Annotated in this window: 11 protein-coding genes; 1 reads left to right on the top strand and 10 read right to left on the bottom strand. The window is 46.4% G+C overall.

Annotated features, from left to right (window positions below):
* Positions 1 to 40: 40 nt before the first annotated feature.
* From L6773_RS08770 to L6773_RS08760, 3 genes are all read right to left on the bottom strand, one after another.
* On the bottom strand, positions 41 to 1,639 hold the full coding sequence (locus L6773_RS08770; protein ID WP_237853501.1) for an AbgT family transporter: 1,599 nt from the start codon (positions 1,637 to 1,639) through the stop codon (positions 41 to 43).
* Positions 1,640 to 2,577: 938 nt separating this feature from the next.
* Complete coding sequence (locus L6773_RS08765; RefSeq protein ID WP_237853500.1) at positions 2,578 to 4,404, bottom strand: glycoside hydrolase family 2 protein; 1,827 nt, start codon at positions 4,402 to 4,404, stop codon at positions 2,578 to 2,580.
* Between the two features lie 500 nt (positions 4,405 to 4,904).
* Complete coding sequence (locus L6773_RS08760) at positions 4,905 to 7,064, bottom strand: tetratricopeptide repeat protein (RefSeq protein WP_237853499.1); 2,160 nt, start codon at positions 7,062 to 7,064, stop codon at positions 4,905 to 4,907.
* 302 nt (positions 7,065 to 7,366) lie between these two features.
* Here L6773_RS08760 and L6773_RS08755 point away from each other — a divergent pair, with 302 nt between their 5' ends.
* Positions 7,367 to 8,404, top strand: coding sequence for a hypothetical protein (locus L6773_RS08755; protein WP_237853498.1), 1,038 nt, complete (start codon positions 7,367 to 7,369; stop codon positions 8,402 to 8,404).
* Between the two features lie 610 nt (positions 8,405 to 9,014).
* Here L6773_RS08755 and L6773_RS08750 read toward each other — a convergent pair.
* The 7 genes from L6773_RS08750 to ilvD form a co-directional block, all read right to left on the bottom strand.
* Positions 9,015 to 10,235 carry a sensor histidine kinase gene (locus tag L6773_RS08750; RefSeq protein ID WP_237853497.1) on the bottom strand — a complete coding sequence of 407 codons (1,221 nt, stop codon included), beginning with the start codon at positions 10,233 to 10,235 and terminating at the stop codon, positions 9,015 to 9,017.
* A complete protein-coding gene (locus L6773_RS08745; RefSeq protein ID WP_237853496.1) occupies positions 10,232 to 11,221 on the bottom strand; it encodes a cobalamin B12-binding domain-containing protein in 990 nt (329 codons plus the stop codon). Before L6773_RS08745 ends, L6773_RS08750 begins: the two co-directional genes overlap by 4 nt.
* A 244-nt stretch (positions 11,222 to 11,465) precedes the next feature.
* Positions 11,466 to 11,597: a hypothetical protein gene (locus L6773_RS21470; RefSeq protein WP_255727727.1), complete on the bottom strand. Its 132-nt coding sequence runs from the start codon at positions 11,595 to 11,597 to the stop codon at positions 11,466 to 11,468.
* Between the two features lie 118 nt (positions 11,598 to 11,715).
* Positions 11,716 to 12,957, bottom strand: coding sequence for a TolB-like translocation protein (locus L6773_RS08740; RefSeq protein WP_237853495.1), 1,242 nt, complete (start codon positions 12,955 to 12,957; stop codon positions 11,716 to 11,718).
* Between the two features lie 215 nt (positions 12,958 to 13,172).
* Positions 13,173 to 13,652, bottom strand: a complete 480-nt coding sequence (locus tag L6773_RS08735; protein ID WP_237853494.1) for a DoxX family membrane protein — start codon at positions 13,650 to 13,652, stop codon at positions 13,173 to 13,175.
* Positions 13,653 to 13,746: 94 nt separating this feature from the next.
* Positions 13,747 to 14,757, bottom strand: coding sequence for an endonuclease/exonuclease/phosphatase family protein (locus L6773_RS08730; RefSeq protein ID WP_237853493.1), 1,011 nt, complete (start codon positions 14,755 to 14,757; stop codon positions 13,747 to 13,749).
* 400 nt (positions 14,758 to 15,157) lie between these two features.
* Positions 15,158 to 16,834, bottom strand: coding sequence for a dihydroxy-acid dehydratase (gene ilvD, locus L6773_RS08725; RefSeq protein ID WP_237853492.1), 1,677 nt, complete (start codon positions 16,832 to 16,834; stop codon positions 15,158 to 15,160).
* Between the last annotated feature and the right edge of the window lie 391 nt (positions 16,835 to 17,225).

Raw genomic sequence — 17,225 nt, 5'->3', positions numbered from 1 at the left:
TGCTTTTAATTACTGTCACATCTCAAATCTCATATCTGACCTACCCACCGGCCGGATACGTATAATAAGCCTCGAAACTCAGCGGAATGCCAATTGCCCAGTAGACCAGAAGGAAGATCGTCCAGGTAACCAAGAAGATCAGAGCATATGGAAGCATCATCGAAATCAACGTGCCGATTCCTGTATTTTTCACATAGCGCTGACAAAACACAACCACCAACGGAAAGTAAGGCAGAAGCGGTGTGATGATATTGGAAACCGAATCTCCCACACGATAGGCGGCCTGGGTCAGGTCGGGTGAAATTCCAAGCTGCATTAACATAGGGACAAAAATAGGGGCGATCAGAGCCCATTTTGCTGAAGCTGACCCCACCAAAAGGTTCACAAAAGCACTTAACAAAATAATTCCCACGATCGTCACCTGACCCGGAAGAGCCAGTGCCTGCAGAAAATTGGCTCCTTTTAAAGCTACCAGGAGACCAATATTGGATTTGCTGAACGCATCAATAAACAGGGCACAAAAGAAGGCCATCACGATGTAATACCCCATGCTCTCCATCGACTTGGTCATGTTATCGATCATATCTTTGGAGCTGCTGTATTTTCCGGATACAAATCCATATACAACACCGGGGATCAGGAGCAGCACAAATATGAGTGGAACAATGGCCTGCATCAGCGGGGCTTCAAATGAAACCAGTGACTGAATCTCAGGATTCACCATATCCGGCCCTCGAAGTGCTGAATCGGCAGGGTATGCCCAAAGAACCAATCCGAGAATTCCCATGATCATCGCAATAAATCCCCACCAGAACGCACGGCTTTCTCTATCGGTAACCGATTCCATCTGCGGCATTTCATCTTCATCACCGTCGATTTCAATTCCCTCCAATCGAGGTTCCACAATCTTATCGGTGATGTACCACCCAACGGTAACAATTAGCAAACAGGAAGCACTCGTAAAATACCAGTTGTTTATAGGGTTCAGCGCCATGTCGGGATTAAGAATCTGGGCGGCTTCAAGGGTAAAACTCATCAACAGTGGATCGATGGCCGAAGGTATAAAATTCGCGGAAAACCCACCGCTGACCCCCGCAAATGCAGCTGCAATTCCTGCCAGGGGATGCCTCCCTGCCGCATAGAAAATCACGCCCCCAAGCGGTATTACAAGCACATAACCGGCATCGGCAGCGGTATGACTGACAATCGCTATCAAAATCAGCATGGGCGTGAGAAGCATCTTCGGAGTAAAATTGAGCAGTTTCTTGAGTCCCGCATCAATCCAGCCGGAATGTTCTGCCACGCCAACACCAAGCATCGCCACGAGAACAATTCCAAGCGGGGCAAACAGCACAAATGTGTTGACCATATTTGCAAGAAAATCAGCCAGGTTTTCGCCCGTAAGCTGGTTTTGAACCAATAACTCCTCTCCGGTTCTTGGATGCACTTCTCCGAAGTCGATGGGTGAGAGTACGGCCGAAAGAACCCAAACAATCACCAAGAGGATGAAGAATAACATTGCGGGATCGGGCAGTTTATTACCCAATGTTTCAATTCCATTTAAGAATTTGTCAAATAGGGTACCTCGACCTTCTGATGAAGGCTTTTCTTTCGATGTTGATTTTTTCTCCTCAGTCACGTCGGATTGGTTTGGTTAAGAAATGAATATTATCAGCAGAAAATACGAGAATAGAGATTGTTTGCAAGAAAAAAAAGAATGCGTAATCACGAAAGCAGTAGAACGATCACTATGGATTCACTTTGTGCTTTTCATATTGAACTTAAAGCACAATTAAGAAATGAAACTAAATAGGAGGGCACAAGCGGGACGCTTGCGTCATTTCGAGTTTTGCACAATAACATCGGCTGGCGATTGCTTTCTTCGCCTGCCAATTCACAATCAATACAGGTCTAAACTACATGGCACTTTCCACCCGGCAGACGACAAATATGAGACGATGAGTTTCGTGGAAATGACCGATGTATCTAATCAAGGAGATTCTTCCTCAGCGGCCCGAAGGCCGGGGTGTGGATATCTATTACCGTCAGTTTTAACTGACGGATCCAAGAGCCTGCAATCTTCTGGGGCTTTAGCCGCATTGAGGATGGGGGGGCAAAGCCCATTCCTTGCTTTAGGGCTTCCAGCCGTTGGCTGAAGCCAAGTACCTGTTTAGCGATTCGAATCAAACAACCTGACAGCACCAACTGGATCTGTCAGCGTTGTGAACCCAAGATAATTCCCTTCGACGCTCATATGTTTGACAGGAGGTCCAGAAAAGCACCGGACCACGCTGTCAGGTCGCTAAACACGTACGAAGCCAACGGTAATAGATATAAAGGATCATTCCGATAGTACTTGTTTTTAAGAGAAAGCCGGATCTTCCAGGGTGCCGTGCCAAAAGGGGCCTTTGGCATGACTAAACAAGCCAAATTCTCAATGTGTAGTCTTGAATGAAGTACGCTTGAACCACCCTTGGCCCATCCTTAAAAAGGAGAGGATTTCATTTCATCACTTTTCTGATTTATTCGAAAAAACAACTGACACGGCGTGTCTCAAATCTCACGTCTCAAATCTGATCAATCAAGAGCCTCAATAACTCTTCGATTCACATCACGCACCCGCTCCGCATCCACTTTCACGCGCTTGCGGTCGTAGGTCATCAGGCCGTTGACTTCACCCTCTACATCTGTGGTTTGGGTATACACGGCGCCCGTGAACCCGGCATCGACAAAGTCGATCAGCATTTCGGCAAAATTCACATATTCATCGGTTACTTCTTCAACGGATTGATACGACACATATCCCCAGTTCTCTTTCTCGGTGTCCCATAGATGATTGTCCATCACCAGGCCGATGCCGCCGTACTCACCCATCACATTGGCTTTCATACCGTCATACAGGTGCATCTCCGGCGGCGGATAGTTATGCAGGTCCATGATATCACCCACGCCGGGAAAATGGTTACCACCCGATGCCGAATTCACCAGTCGCGACGGATCCATCTCTTGTGTCCACTCCGTAATCTCTTTGGTTCGAAACTGTCCCCAGCCCTCGTTAAACGGTACCCATACCACGATGCCAGGCTGATTGTACAGGTAATCGACAATCTCCTTCCACTCCTTCTTGAAGGTTGCTTCTTCCTCAGGGGATCGCGTCAAGACACCGTCATCAAAAAACTGTGTCCGCTGCCAGTTGGGCTGATCGCCGCCGTTCGGCATATCCTGCCACACCAGCATCCCGAGCTCATCGGCATGCATGTACCAGCGCGCCGGCTCCACTTTTACATGCTTACGGATCATATTGAATCCAAGCTCTTTCGTCTTTTCGATATCGTACTTCAGCGCGTCATCACTTGGTGCGGTGTAGAGCCCGTCCGGCCACCAGCCCTGGTCCAGCGTGCCGAACTGGAAATAGGGTTCATTGTTCAGGTGCAGCCGATAAATCCCATTGACCCGCTCCATACTGATTTTCCGCATCCCGAAGTAGCTGTCGAACCGGTCTACCTCTTCTCCATCACGGTGCAGAGTAATCTCCGTGCGATACAGAAACGGTGATTCGGGCGACCATAACTTCGCATCGGGAATGGGAACGTCGAGTTCCTGGCCCACGCCTGCTCTTTGCTCAGCCACAACTTCTCCCTCATCTCGGACGGTTACTTCAAAAACATCACCGGGCTGGGTGTTTCGGGTGTCTACGCTGAAGTTGACTATCCCGTTGTCAATATCCGGCGTTTGTCTGAAATCTTTGATCGATGCATTGCTGACCGGCTCCAACCACACCGTCTGCCAGATTCCGGAGACCGGCGTGTAGTAAATCCCGCCCGGCTCATTCACCTGCTTGCCGCGTGGCTGACCCTCATCATTCGTGGGATCCCAAACCTTCACGTTTAATGTCTGTGAGCCATCTTGCAGGTAAGGGGTGATATCAAACGAAAACGGTGCATACCCGCCGGTGTGCGCGCCAATTTTGATGTTGTTCAGCCACACCTCTGCTTTCCAGTCCACCGCCCCAAAATGCAGGAGGATGTCGCTGCCCTCCCAGTCCGACGGAATTTCGATCTCCCGCTCGTACCAAAGTTCATTCTCTTTGCCCAGCCGTTCCATGACTCCGGATAAACTCGACTCCACCGCAAACGGTACCAAAATCTCGCCGTCAAACTCTTCCGGTGTTTGGCTGTTGACCGGGCGAATCGCGTAGTCCCACAACCCGTTCAGGTTCATCCATTCCGAACGCTCCATCATCGGCCGCGGGTAGGCATCCCATACATTGTCGGGATCCAGATTCTCGCCCCACTCTGTTTTGATTTTATCTCCCGCCGGTTGCCAGGATTGGGCTTGAAGATTTAATGATGTAAATGTGAAGAGAAAAGCAGTGAATAGAAGACAAAGTTTTAGAACTCGCATAAAGAAACAGGTTGGTTAGTTTGATTTTATAGACATCCTATTCAAAAACGTCAGTTTGAGCGCAGTTTCGACCGCTTTTTGGGAGAAACGAAGTCGAAAACTCATCTTTAATCGTTCATTTTTATTAAAGGTCATCTATTTAATATCGCATGAAAAGATCAATATTTCAGGAATTTAATCTATCAGCTGCCGATATCCATCTGCGTAACCTCAATTTTTTAGGATGAAGCTTATGATTACCAAAGCTTCGGTGGACAGGAATTTTTCCCTGATGAGATGCCTTTAGCACGCCTGCCGAATTTCAAGCGTTCATATCAGCTTAAACCAAACGGCGTTGCAATCAGAATATTGAACCAAAGTAACTCGAAGTTCCCCGTTCGAGTGGTCCGGATATTTTTTAGCATCCGCTTATCTTGTTCTGGATGTTGAACTTTATTAAAGCTTATCCTTGCTATATGTTCAGGTGTTTGTTGCATAGCAATCGAAGCTGGAGCTTCGATCTACGTGATATCCCAGCTTGAATTTACATTGCTTAGTACTTTCTCAAAACGGTTGTCTTTTCGTATTTCTGATAAAAAATCGGGATAGAGGTACCGGATTGTTGGTGTTGTGAATGCGCCCCATTGCTTTACTTTATCAAAGGCATCAAATGCTTTATCATGCTCCCCCAATGCAGCATAAGCGAAACCGGCAGATGCATAATCATCTGTCTGTAAAACTTTTTTGATTAGCTCTTGGGCCCGGTTTTTTCGTCCTTTTTTATTGTGGATGATTGCAAGTGAAGCGATAACCTCTGATGAAGATGGAGAGCTCTCTGGAGTTAAAAGCGTCAGGGCCTTTTTTTGGGCATGTTCAGCTTCCTGATATCTGCCCAGGTGGTAGAGGGTCAGTCCCTCAATGAAGTGAATAACACCAAAATCAGGTTCAATTTTTTTTGCAGTTTCTACCTCTTTCAGTGCATTTTCCGGATGGGCATTGGCCAGGTAAATTTGTCCCAGATACACCCGCGTGTAGGGCGAATGGGGGTCAAGTGTCACTGCTTTTTCTGCGGGTTCAATCGATTGATCAATCCGTCCCAGAACCATATTCATCCATCCAAGCCAGTTGTGACCTTCTGCATATCCGGGCTGTAGTTCCACAGACGTTTTGAATTCACGAAGGGCATCGGGCCCGTTTTGCCTGCGCACATAGATGATTCCAAGTGCAGTATGCGCTTCACCAAGTTTTGGATTCAGCGAAAGTGCCTTAACGGCCGATTCCATCGCATCCGTTTGGGTTGACTCCTGGGGATAGTTGTACCATTCAGCCAGGATCTGAGCCTCAGCCAGGCCGGTCCATGCCTGCGCATAGTCTTTATCTTCGTCAATGGCCCCCCTGAAATAGCTGATTGCCTGTGAAATACCGACTTCTGAGCGCTGACTCAAATGAAACCGTCCTTTGGTGTACAGTAGGTAGGCGTCGAGGTTCTGGGTGGGTTCTGTTTTGGGTTGGTCCGTCGTTTCTTTGGTAAACCGTCCTTCCAAGCTATCGGTAATTCGCCCGGCCAGCTCACTTTGAATATCAAATATATTTTTTGTTGTCAATTCCCGGTCGAACGTTTCTGCCCAGAGATGGTCGTCTGTCTCAGCTTCAATCATCTGAATATTAAGGCGAATTCTGTTTTCGATCTGCTGAACCGACCCTTCAACAATAATTCGTACACCCAGTTCACGAGCAATTTCGGGAATCGCCTGATTGCTGTCTTCATACCGAAGAACAGATGTTCTGGATATTACCGATAGTTGTCTGTTGGCGGAGAGTCGGGTCAGAAGGTCATTGTGTAAACCTCTGGCAAAATGCAGGGTAGATTCGTGGTTTCCCAAAACATCAAATGGCAGCACAGCCACAGAGTTTTCATGTGTGGCTTTCAGATACTTTTTCTTCTTTTCGATTTCAGGTTTACTCTGCTCAATAAACTCAGAGAGCTCTTTTTTTATTGCAGATGGATTCTCACCAAACTCCTTGGCCATTTGTTTAGCGTGGCTGTTTATAATCTCAGAAATTTCGGATTGCTTATCCTGATACATGAGTGAGCGCAACAGGTCTTTAACTTTTTTTATGCTGAACGGATCTTCACGGTAGAGGATCTTCCGGTACTTTACAGCCTCTCTGTACTGCTGACTGCTCTCAAATTGTTGCGCTGCTTTTTCTGCGGCTTTCAGGTACTCATTATGGTAGTGATTACGATGAGTATCAAGCCACTGATCGAGTTCGGCTGAGGCTTTCGGAATATGAAGACCTTCCAGCAGCCTACCCCGGTATAGGTTCAATGCTTTTTCCCAGTCATTATTCTCAATTGCGTTTTCGAAAGTAAAAACATCGCACTCAAAAAGCTCATTATTGACCCTCAATTCTTCTGTGCCCCTGGTTTCGATACAATTTTTGCCAAGCGTTTTTCTCAAATGGTAGAGCATATTGCTGAGAGCATTCCGTGCACTCTTTTGTCCTTTCTCCGGCCAAAGCAAGGGAAGAATTCTATCTCTGCGCTGAAAACCGGTCGTTTTATTAATCAATAGGAAGGATAGCAAAAACAATCGCTTGGGTCCGGCAAGAAACGAGTGTTCCAGCTTGCCGTCATGTGTTCGCAGTTCTGCCGATCCAAGGATGTTGAGTTGATTCATTTAGATACAGAGTAAAGTCTTAGATGACAATCTAAGAACTAAAAGAGAGGAAGGAAAGAGCCGGGGTTTATTTTGAAATCAAAATGGAAAGGCAGTCAACTGGCTGCCGGTTAATTCAACAATCTAAATCATCATCATAATCATCATAAAACCGAAAAACGATGCACGCTTCCATATCAGACACACTGCAAAACGTTAATAACGGTTCGGTAAGCGCCAACCCACATGTTTTACCGCTACCGCTATAAAGAATAAATCAAATCTTCAAAACTAACGTCAATTTAACCAAATCCTTTATCATTATGTTTTACACTATTAAGAATACAATTATGTACGCCGCTATGATGATGTTATTTTTTTCAACGACCCAGCTATTTGCGGGCTGCGACGATGAAAATGTAACATCAAGCGAATCAACTAATGAGAACCTTGTGGAAGTTACAGCTACTCACAACCACGAGGAAAATCTTCATCTTTTTGAGATGGATACCCAATCGATCTCATCCGGCTGGACTACGTTTGAGTTTAAGAACGCATCGCATGTGGATCATTTTTTTGTGATCTATAAAGTTCCTGAGGCAGCCATCGAAGCCGCAAAGGCAGCCGACGAACCGCTGCTCGATCACTGGTTCCAGGGAGTTACGGAACCGTTCCAGGTGGAGTTCAATCCCTATGCCGCGGGCGAAATAGGGTATGGGGAGTTTGTTGACAATCTTGTAGCCCACGTTTCTGAGAAAGGGCCCTGGTTTTTTGATCCGGGTGCGCCACCCATGGGCGGGCCTGGCTTCACCGCAGACGGCAAGACATCCAAAACCACGGTACAGCTTGAGCCGGGTGAGTACATTGTGGAATGCTATGTGAAAGACGAAAACGAGCAGTTCCACTCTTATTTGGGAATGCTGGAACAACTGACTGTAACTGATGAGCAGTCGGCAGCAGAAGAGCCGGAACCGGATATGAATATTACCATTTCCTCCACAAAAGGAATTGAGGTGAATGGAAATCCTGAAAATGGATCACAAGTTGTTGAGGTCTTTTTTGAAGATCAAACAAGTTATAATCACCTGCTCGGACACAACGTTCAGCTTGTGAAACTGAGTGACAACAGTGATCAGGAATTGATCGAATCTGTAATTGAGTGGATGAATTGGTCGAAGCCGGGAAGCCTCGTAAACAACGCGCCACAGGGTGCAGAATTTATGGGTGGCACCATGGAAATGACGGGGGGATCAACCGCGTATATTCATGCCGATTTTGAACCGGGCGATTACGCGTGGATTGCCGAAATTCCCGACCCGGTTAGCGCCAACATGCTGAAAACATTCACAATTCCGGAATAATCAAAATTATACTCGTAACCTAAACATACATCATAGCAGTGTGATTTATGATGAAGGCGCTCCTCTGTTGACAGCGGGGAGTGCCTTTTTATTTAATGCTCCTGGTATTCATCCTGCTGCATCATCGACCGCGGATAGGCATCCCACACATTTTCGGGATCCAAGTTTTCGCCCCACGTCGTTTTGATTTTATCTCCCACCGGTTGACAGGTTTTTAGTGTGATTTAATTAGACATCGCATTCATAAAATATCGCAGGAAAAGATCAATATTTCAGGAATTTATCATTCATAATACACACCTTGGAATTGCTTCAGAAATATGTTTGATGGGATGCCAGTTCCATAATCACTCTGCGGCTCTCTGTGCACTCAGCGGTTTAATTGAACCGCCCCGACGGTTCGGGGCAGGCAGTGAACCGTCTGGTGGACGCGGAGAAAAATATGGGGATTGTGCCAATGGTATCCCCACGGGGTCGCGTTGTGGGTCCGCTCTTCCTCGCAATGACAGAAGAATCATAAATATCGAATAAAGAATAACGAATTTCGAACTTCTACCCCTTCATCATTCTTAAATTCTTGTTCGATATCGATATTCAAAAGAAACCAACATTACTCAGCTGCATCCGTTGGAAGCCTAACAAAGAACGTTGATCCTTTTCCCACTTCACTCTCTACCCAGATCTCGCCGCCGTGCGCTTCTACAATTCGGCGGGTAATGGCAAGCCCCAGGCCGGTACTCATCTCACCGCCGGTCGCTTTCACGCTCGTTTTACTGAACGGTTTAAACAGGTTCTTCTGCTCTTTTTCCGGGATCCCCTGGCCTGCATCCTCTACAGAGAGGATGATTGAGTCTTCATCTTCTCTCTGAATTCGAACCGTAATGTGAGTACCCGAGTGGGAGTATTTAATGGCGTTGGTGATCAGGTTGTTGAGTACCTGTTCCAGTTTCTGTGCATCCGCTGTAATCTCCATCTCTTGTACAGGCTCTGTAAATTCAAGAGATATCTCTTTCTTTTCGGCAAGCCTTCGGTTTAAATTCAAAGAATGGGACACCAGTCGTTCCATGTCAATCAGGTCCGGGTCCAGGTTTATTTTCCCGGATTCAATCTTGGATATATCCAGCATTTCTTCAATGATCGATAACATGAACTGGCTGGATCTGTGTATCTGTTTCAGAAACTCCTTCTGTTCACCCGACAGGTTTTGAAAATCTTGATCCTTTTCATCCAGCATGATTTCACTGAGAGACATAATTGCACTGAGCGGGTTACGCAAGTCGTGTGATGCCATGCCCAGCATCTCATTTTTTACCTCATTCAGTTTTTCAAGCTCAGCCGTTTTTTTGGCTAGTTCACGTTGAGCGCTTGCAAGATCGTTGTTCAGCTTGCTGAGTTCTGTAAATAATTTATTGTCCTGACTGCGACTCTTTTTTCCCTTTTCGAGGGAAGACTCCTTCATAAGCGAGCGTAGTGTATTTAGATGCTCATTGTTTATTTTCATCAACTCGTCGAGAAACTCGTCATCATCTTTTTTAGATGTGCCGATGACAAATATCTCATCGCCATTTTTAGCCCCGGAAAAGTACAAGGTGTCTATATCATATTGATTATTCTCAAAGAAAAACTCCCAGTTATGAGCTGTATCATGTTCTTTAATGAATTCCAGGAAATTCAGGGCTTTCTCAATACTTTCGGTGTCTACCAATGTAGTCAAAAGATTTCCTTCACCTTTCTCATCGAAGAAACCGCAGGTATCGCTCACGATATCTTTTACCTTGCCCTCTACATTACATGTGAAAGCAACACCCAGTTTTTTATTTTTAGAGTTCATTTGGTTGAGGTTAGCCTGTTTGCAATTTCAACGGCCTCATGGGCATTACCGGCAAATCCGTCGGCACCGAATTTTTCCCAAAATGAATCATAGATTTTAAAAGGCCTGCCACCGATTAAAATCTTGACATCTCCACATTCAAGATTTTGCCTTACGGATTGTATCAACTCTTTTGCATTGCTTAAAAAATTGCTCATCGTTACAGATACGGCAAGTATGTCTGCTTCTCTGTGGATGATTTCGTCCATTACGTCTGCTGCAGGAGAATTGGCTCCCAGGTAAAAGGTGTCCCATCCTTCCATTTCAAAAAAGTCACTGACCATTCGAATACCAATTTCATGCAAGTCGCCTCCAATTGTGGTAGCTACAATACTCTTGCCAACCCGTTCTGTATTGAAGATGTGCGGATAGAGCTGAGACATGATCAGCTGGGTAGCGGCTGTACAGAAATGCTCCTGCGCAACGCTAATCTCATTGATCTGCCAAAGCCTGCCAACTTCGTATTGAGAAGGCTGGAAAACATGCATGTAGATATCTTTTACGGAAACGCCATCTTCCTCAACCGCATCCAGGATCAGTTGGCTGGCTGTTTTCCGGTCACCATCCATCAAACTGTCGAAATAGGAGACCGCTAAATCTCCATATTCATTTTCTCTCTTGATATACGATTCGATTTCACCATTTGTAATGGGTTTCTCATCCATCACAGTGTGTAAAAATTCGATGGCCTGCTCTTTTGCTGCAATATCCAGAGAATTACTTAATTCGGCATCGAATCGATTCAATATTTCCCTAAAGGTTTTCTTGCTCATATTCCGGCTTTTCTGAACGGAACGAGCCCAGGAGAGAAATTCGAGAAATAACTGCGGATTAGAATTGACTATGGCCTGGGTGAAATGCTGGTAATACAGATTCAGGTGGGCTTCCCAGTCAAAACTCTTTTCACTGATTTCTATACCTGTTTTTTGATTCAGTTGATCTGTCATGCTCTGAACGATTCTATGTTGATTGCGTTCGAGCAGATACTCTAGAGACTTGTCAGAATAGACTGAAGTCATATCTTTTCCTATGCTTTACCTTGGGGCACATAAGTTTAGTGATGATTGGAAAGATAATATTTTTTTAACTTAGATACAGAGAGAAGGCTTTCGAATATCGAATATCCAAGAAGGAATAACGAACACGGAATCAAAAGTGCTTCAACATTCTGAAATCCTTGTTCAATATTCGTTATTCGTGCCGTAAATCATATAAATAAAGTCCACAACCAACCCCGGCATCGCTTTCTGAAATCGATCCCTGGAACACCAACCGGTTTCCGTCATCGCTGATGATACCGTTACTGGTAGAATCCCAAAACAATCCCTCTGCGGTTCTGTGAATTCAGCGGTTTGATTGAAATGCAGTGAAAGCGGAGGGACGCGGAGAAAAATATGAGGTTTGTCGAGCTCGCACATTCACTGGCAATGACAGCTAAAATTCACTTTTCATGCCGAAAATCGTAGAGATAAAGCCCACATCCCACGCCGGCATCACTTCCTGAAATGGAACCCTGGAACACCATCCGGTTTCCATCATCGCTAATCACACCGTTGCTGGAGCGGAAGCCTTCGGTGTCACTGAAGAAGGTGAGGCGTTCCATGTAATCATCAAGATTGTAGGAGTCGGAGTTTATGGCTGCGTCGCGGTCAATTTCCAGTTTGTAGAGGTCAATCGTGCCGGTACCGCTGGTGGGATTGTGCTGGTCGGATTCTACCAGGGTGTAGGTCGTCTCAATGTCGGGAAAAATTCCCTCTGCCTCGTGGTAGAGGTGGTCTGTCTTGGTGTGGTTAACAATCGTGTGTGTCTCCAGGTCAATGCTCATAATATCAGCGCGGAAGCCGTGGTCATTCCGGTGGTACTGGTTCCAGACGAGCACGTTCTCTTCGCCCGGCGCCCAATCCTGCGATTCGAGAATCTCCTCGTATTGGTTGCCATCCGTATCCACCACCTTGCTGTTATCCACCAGTAGTTCTTTGTTGGCAATATCGGGTTGACCCTCCTCATCATACACAATCTCTCCGAAGTAAATTTCTTCCTGTTCCGGAAGGGTCCAGGCAATCCTGTTGGTTTTTCGCGAGACGGCCGGGCCTTCATCAAAGTTTTCACCTTCAATGGGTTGGGCGGGGAATTCGAGGCTCTCGTCTAAAATCTGGAAGTACAGAACGTGGCGTTCCGGTCCGTGGCCCAGAAGCAGATCACCGTTCCACAGTTCAAAGACACGGTAGTAGCCGTGTCCTTCGGGTCGTGTGTTCTCGTCTGTAATTCGGGTGGTCTCTTTGGTGTTCACATTCACCATAAACACCTCGCCGCCGGCCCTGTCCACAAAAAAGACCCGCTCCCCGTCGTGCGACCATTCACTCCGCTGACCAAAATCGGTGAGCTGGGTGATGTGATCCGGCAACAACTCCTCCGGGAAACACTCTTGCATCTCCTGGGCGTGGAGAGTTGAAATGAGCATTAAGGAAAGCAAAACAGAGAGAATGGCTTTTTTCATGGAAGACTGATTTTTTGAATTGGTAACACCATTGTATAAAAATGATCTGCTTAATTCCAGTCGGACCCACGCTATATATTCTCTATGACGAAAAACATGCCCCAAAGAGGAAATTTTAATTAGAGCTTGTCCTTCATTGTCCGTCAACCTACGGTCGGATAGGGAAGGGGCCGGGCCTGCCTGCACAGTGCCTTTGAAAAAATTTAAAAATCGAATTCTTAAAGTTTCGGTGAAGGCAGGGGATAGGGCCAAAACATTCCTTCCGCGACACTCAGCGCACTCGGCGGTTTAATTGAACCGCGGTGAACGCTGAGGGGCGCGGGGGAAAATTGAGGTTGCAACAGTCGCCAGCTCTCTGACAATGACAATCTATTCGTAATCATCATCTACTATATCCAAACTTACTCATCCGTTAACCGGCTGCGGACACGGCCGCCGAGTACTAATCCGGCACCGATCAACACCAGGTTTTTGATGATGTATTGCCCCTCAAGCGTCAAGCCGAATGGGAAACTGGTCCAGACCACGTCGGGGAGTAATACAAGGGGAAGTGCAGTTCCGGGCATCTGCAGAAAGAGTAAAAGTAATGTCAGCCTCATAAACTTTCCGGAGATCAGTCCAAGCCCAATCAGGGTTTCCCATGCAGCAAGTACCGGTATAAAAAGGTCGGGGGATACGAAATAAACAGTGTTTCGAACCAGCTCTTCTGCGGGGCTGAGTCCCGGGAAAAATTTGAGAACTCCAAACCAGATAAATATGATACCCAGGCCCACACGAAGAACGGTAATCCCGGTCCTGGCCATCCAGTTACTGATGGTTCTATCAATTTTGTCGAAATAGGTTAGTGCAATTCGGTCCTCAAAACTCTCGTTCCTACTCATTTGGCTGAATTTTATTCATAGTTTTCTGCTACCGTCAGAACAAACCGTTCAAATATTTCGTGCATTTTACAAGGCTGTAAAATTCCCTACTAGTTTACTTGTCAGTTGTTACAAACCGTGCAACGATTGGCAGGTGATCGCTGATGCGAATCATCTGTTCCCTGTCGAGCGGTTCGGCTACCTTCACACTTCCGGGTACCAGTTCAGGCTCCATCTGTCTGTTTGGTAAGATGTGATCGATCCTCCAGAAAAGGGAGTCAGACGGATGTGAGAACGAGCCACTTCCTTGCAGCGGATCAAAAAAATGCGGCTGTTCGTCACCTAGTAGGCGATTGAACTCCCGGCTGCCGGGGGGAGTATTCAGATCACCTACTACCAACATATTCTTTTGCTGATTGGATACCACCAGGGATTCAAAGTGTTCACGAAGAAGATCGATCTGCCCGATTCGCCAGGCTTCATTGCGCTCTCCGCGGCCGGCTTTCAGGTGGAGCCCGGTCAGGGTGAACCGATAATCAGGGTTCACCAAGATCTCAGCGGTCCACATCCGGTTATTGATAAAGGTTTGCGACTCGGCGTGGCCTTCCTCGTCGGTTTGACCCGTCAAGGGTGTATTTACATGTGCATAGCTGTGAAATATGCCAAGAGGTATGCGGCTCATCATTACCACATTCATATACCAGTCGGCACTCTCGAGCGCTGCAAATACCTCGTATCCCAGTTCGGGAAACTCGTTTTCGGCGAGCTGACGAAGATAACTGTCACTCTCCAGTTCCTGGAATACCACAATATCGGCATTCAATACTCGCAGAGCGTCTGCCAAAAGGGAGCGCCGCTCCGCAATGTCTTCCGGTGGGTTATTTTCGCGGTCGTTATCGATATAGGGGTTATCGAACTCATCAACAAAGTGTTCAATATTCCATGTCACAACGGTGAGTGTATCCATTGATTCGGGATTGTACCACCCGGGTGTAGCTGTTGCCTGCGAATAGTGGTCATTTCCTGTCGAATTATTTTGAGTAGTGTACCGTCCACAGGAAGAACTAAGAATTAGAATCACAACGGGTATCAACCAGGCTGTCTTTTTGAGGTATGTATGCATCATCGTGAGGATTTTTTAAAACTAAATTGTGAAAGAAGGTATGATCGTTTCAAATTTTTCTGTTCAATGTTAAATAAAAATGAACAGGGTAATGCCCCCCTGCTCTTCGGTTTTTACCGTTAGTTATAGATATTTATATGCCGTGGGAATAAAAGATAATGAGCGCACAATACAGATACCTTTGCATTCCTTATAAATTTGCTGTTTTCTATGGCCTAAGGATATAGAGCCTGTGGCATCGGTCCCGAACAATCTCTCTGCGAATCTCTGCGCCCGGTGGTTAATGAAACCGCCCCGACGGTTCGGGACAGGCGGTGTATCGTCTGAGGGGCACGGGGAAATGTTTGGAGATTGTAGTGCTCACAGGCTCCCTCGCAATGAGGGAACGGCTCAGCATGCCGTTTTACAAATCCGTAACGCACCCTTCAGACGCCGTCGAAACCAATTTCGCATATTTGTAAAGAGAACCGCTTTGGACTTTCAGGTCGGGGGCGTTCCAGTTTTTACGTCGATCTTCGATCTCTTCGTCTGAGAGTTGAACGTTAAGGGTTCGTTCGTCGGCGTCGATTTCGATGATGTCGTCATCTTGCAGCAGTCCGATGGTTCCGCCGAGTTGAGCTTCGGGTGTGATGTGTCCGATCACAAAACCGTGAGTTCCTCCGGAGAAGCGTCCGTCGGTAATCAGGGCAACATCTTTGCCGAGTCCCGCTCCCATGATGGCTGCAGTGATGGAGAGCATCTCGCGCATGCCGGGCCCGCCTTTGGGGCCTTCGTAGCGAATCACAACCACATCTCCTTTTTTTACTTTACCGCCCCGAATTCCCTTGAGGGCATCCTCCTCAGACTCAAACACCCGTGCGGTTCCTTTAAATGTGGTTCCTTCTTTCCCGGTGATCTTTGCCACACTTCCTTGAGGTGAGAGATTTCCGTAGAGAATCTGCAGGTGACCCGTTTTCTTCACAGGATCGGAAATCGGTTGTATCACTTTTTGTTCTTCCAGCAATCCGGGCACATCGGCAACATTTTCTTCAAGTGTATTGCCGGTTACCGTCATGCATCCTTCGTGTAGAAATCCTTCATCAAACAGAAGTTTTTGAACCGCCGGAACACCGCCCGCATTATAGAGGTCTTCCATCACATATTTTCCGCTCGGTTTCAGGTCGGCAAGGAAAGGAGTTCGGTCGCTGACTTCCTGGAAGTCGTCAATTGTAAAATCAACTTTGGCAGCACGGGCAATCGCCAGCATATGCATCACGGCATTTGTTGATCCCCCCAACGCGATAATCATCGTCACCGCATTTTCAATCGACTTTTTGTTGATAATGTCGAGCGGTTTCAGATCTTTTTCGAGAAGATTGCGGATCGCTTTACCCGCACGTTTACACTCATTCACTTTCTCCTGGTGCGTGGCCGGGATGGATGAACTGAAGGGAAGACTCATTCCCATCGTCTCAATGGCAGAAGCCATCGTGTTAGCTGTATACATCCCGCCGCAAGCTCCCGCTCCGGGACAAGCGTGTTTTAAAACCTGGTGCATCTGCTCTTCATCAATCTCATTAGAAAGAAGTTTTCCGTACGATTCAAACGCCGAGACAATATCCAGTTTCTCACCATTCAGATTTCCGGGTCGAATTGTCCCCCCGTAAACCATGATTGAAGGACGGTTGAGCCGTGCCATTGCCATTATCGATCCCGGCATATTTTTATCACATCCTACGACTGATATGTTTGCATCATACCATTGCGCCTGCATCACCGTTTCGATGGAATCGGCAATAATGTCTCGCGACGGCAGTGAAAACTTCATCCCCTGCGTTCCCATGGAGATTCCGTCACTGACTCCAATGGTATGAAATACGAATCCAACAAGGTCATTTTCCCATACATTTTCTTTGATCACAGAGGCCAAACCGTTCAAATGCATGTTGCACGGATTGCCGTCCCACCCGGTACTTGCGATTCCAACCTGGGCTTTTTTCATGTCTTCCTCGCTCAAACCGGTGGCATAAAGCATCGCTTTTGAGCCTACCTGAGACTGTTCTTCGGTTAATCTGGAGCTGTATTTGTTGAGTTTAGTCATATTCCTTGATACGTCCTTAGTTATTGAAATTCAATATGTTAGCCATCCATGATAATTTTAATGGAAGCGCTTTTGACAAAATCATTTTTTGATCAGTAAGATTATCTAAACAATCTATAAAAATTTCTTGCTTCCATTCATGCCTTTGTCTATGTTTTTGGATGCGATGTTGAAATAACAGATTACAAATTGTCTACCGCAATCACACATACTTTTTCTAAGAAATTTTCGCAGTACCCGGGTAACGGGTTTGGCACAGCCTTTATACTGGACGTGATTGCTGTATTTATCGCGACCTTTATTAGTAAATTGCAAAGTTCAACATCTACTCTTTCTCTTTCTTTTGATAGAATTATCAGCAATCTGCTTCCGCTGCTAATCCTATCTATTC

The organism is Rhodohalobacter sulfatireducens, from assembly GCF_022012475.1.
Classification (GTDB): Bacteria; Bacteroidota; Rhodothermia; order Balneolales; family Balneolaceae; genus Rhodohalobacter; species Rhodohalobacter sulfatireducens.
Note: the sequence above shows the minus strand (reverse complement) of the source record. Positions and strands in the feature narration are given on the sequence as shown.

Excerpts from the sequence above, each read along its gene's own strand:
- L6773_RS08750 (WP_237853497.1), bottom strand. The coding sequence starts at position 10,235 with ATGAACTCTAAAAATAAAAAACTGGGTGTTGCTTTCACATGTAATGTA.
- L6773_RS08730 (WP_237853493.1), bottom strand. The coding sequence starts at position 14,757 with ATGATGCATACATACCTCAAAAAGACAGCCTGGTTGATACCCGTTGTG.
- L6773_RS08745 (WP_237853496.1), bottom strand. The coding sequence starts at position 11,221 with ATGACAGATCAACTGAATCAAAAAACAGGTATAGAAATCAGTGAAAAG.
- L6773_RS08755 (WP_237853498.1), top strand. The coding sequence starts at position 7,367 with ATGTTTTACACTATTAAGAATACAATTATGTACGCCGCTATGATGATG.
- ilvD (WP_237853492.1), bottom strand. The coding sequence starts at position 16,834 with ATGACTAAACTCAACAAATACAGCTCCAGATTAACCGAAGAACAGTCT.
- L6773_RS08760 (WP_237853499.1), bottom strand. The coding sequence starts at position 7,064 with ATGAATCAACTCAACATCCTTGGATCGGCAGAACTGCGAACACATGAC.
- L6773_RS08735 (WP_237853494.1), bottom strand. The coding sequence starts at position 13,652 with ATGAGTAGGAACGAGAGTTTTGAGGACCGAATTGCACTAACCTATTTC.
- L6773_RS08765 (WP_237853500.1), bottom strand. The coding sequence starts at position 4,404 with ATGCGAGTTCTAAAACTTTGTCTTCTATTCACTGCTTTTCTCTTCACA.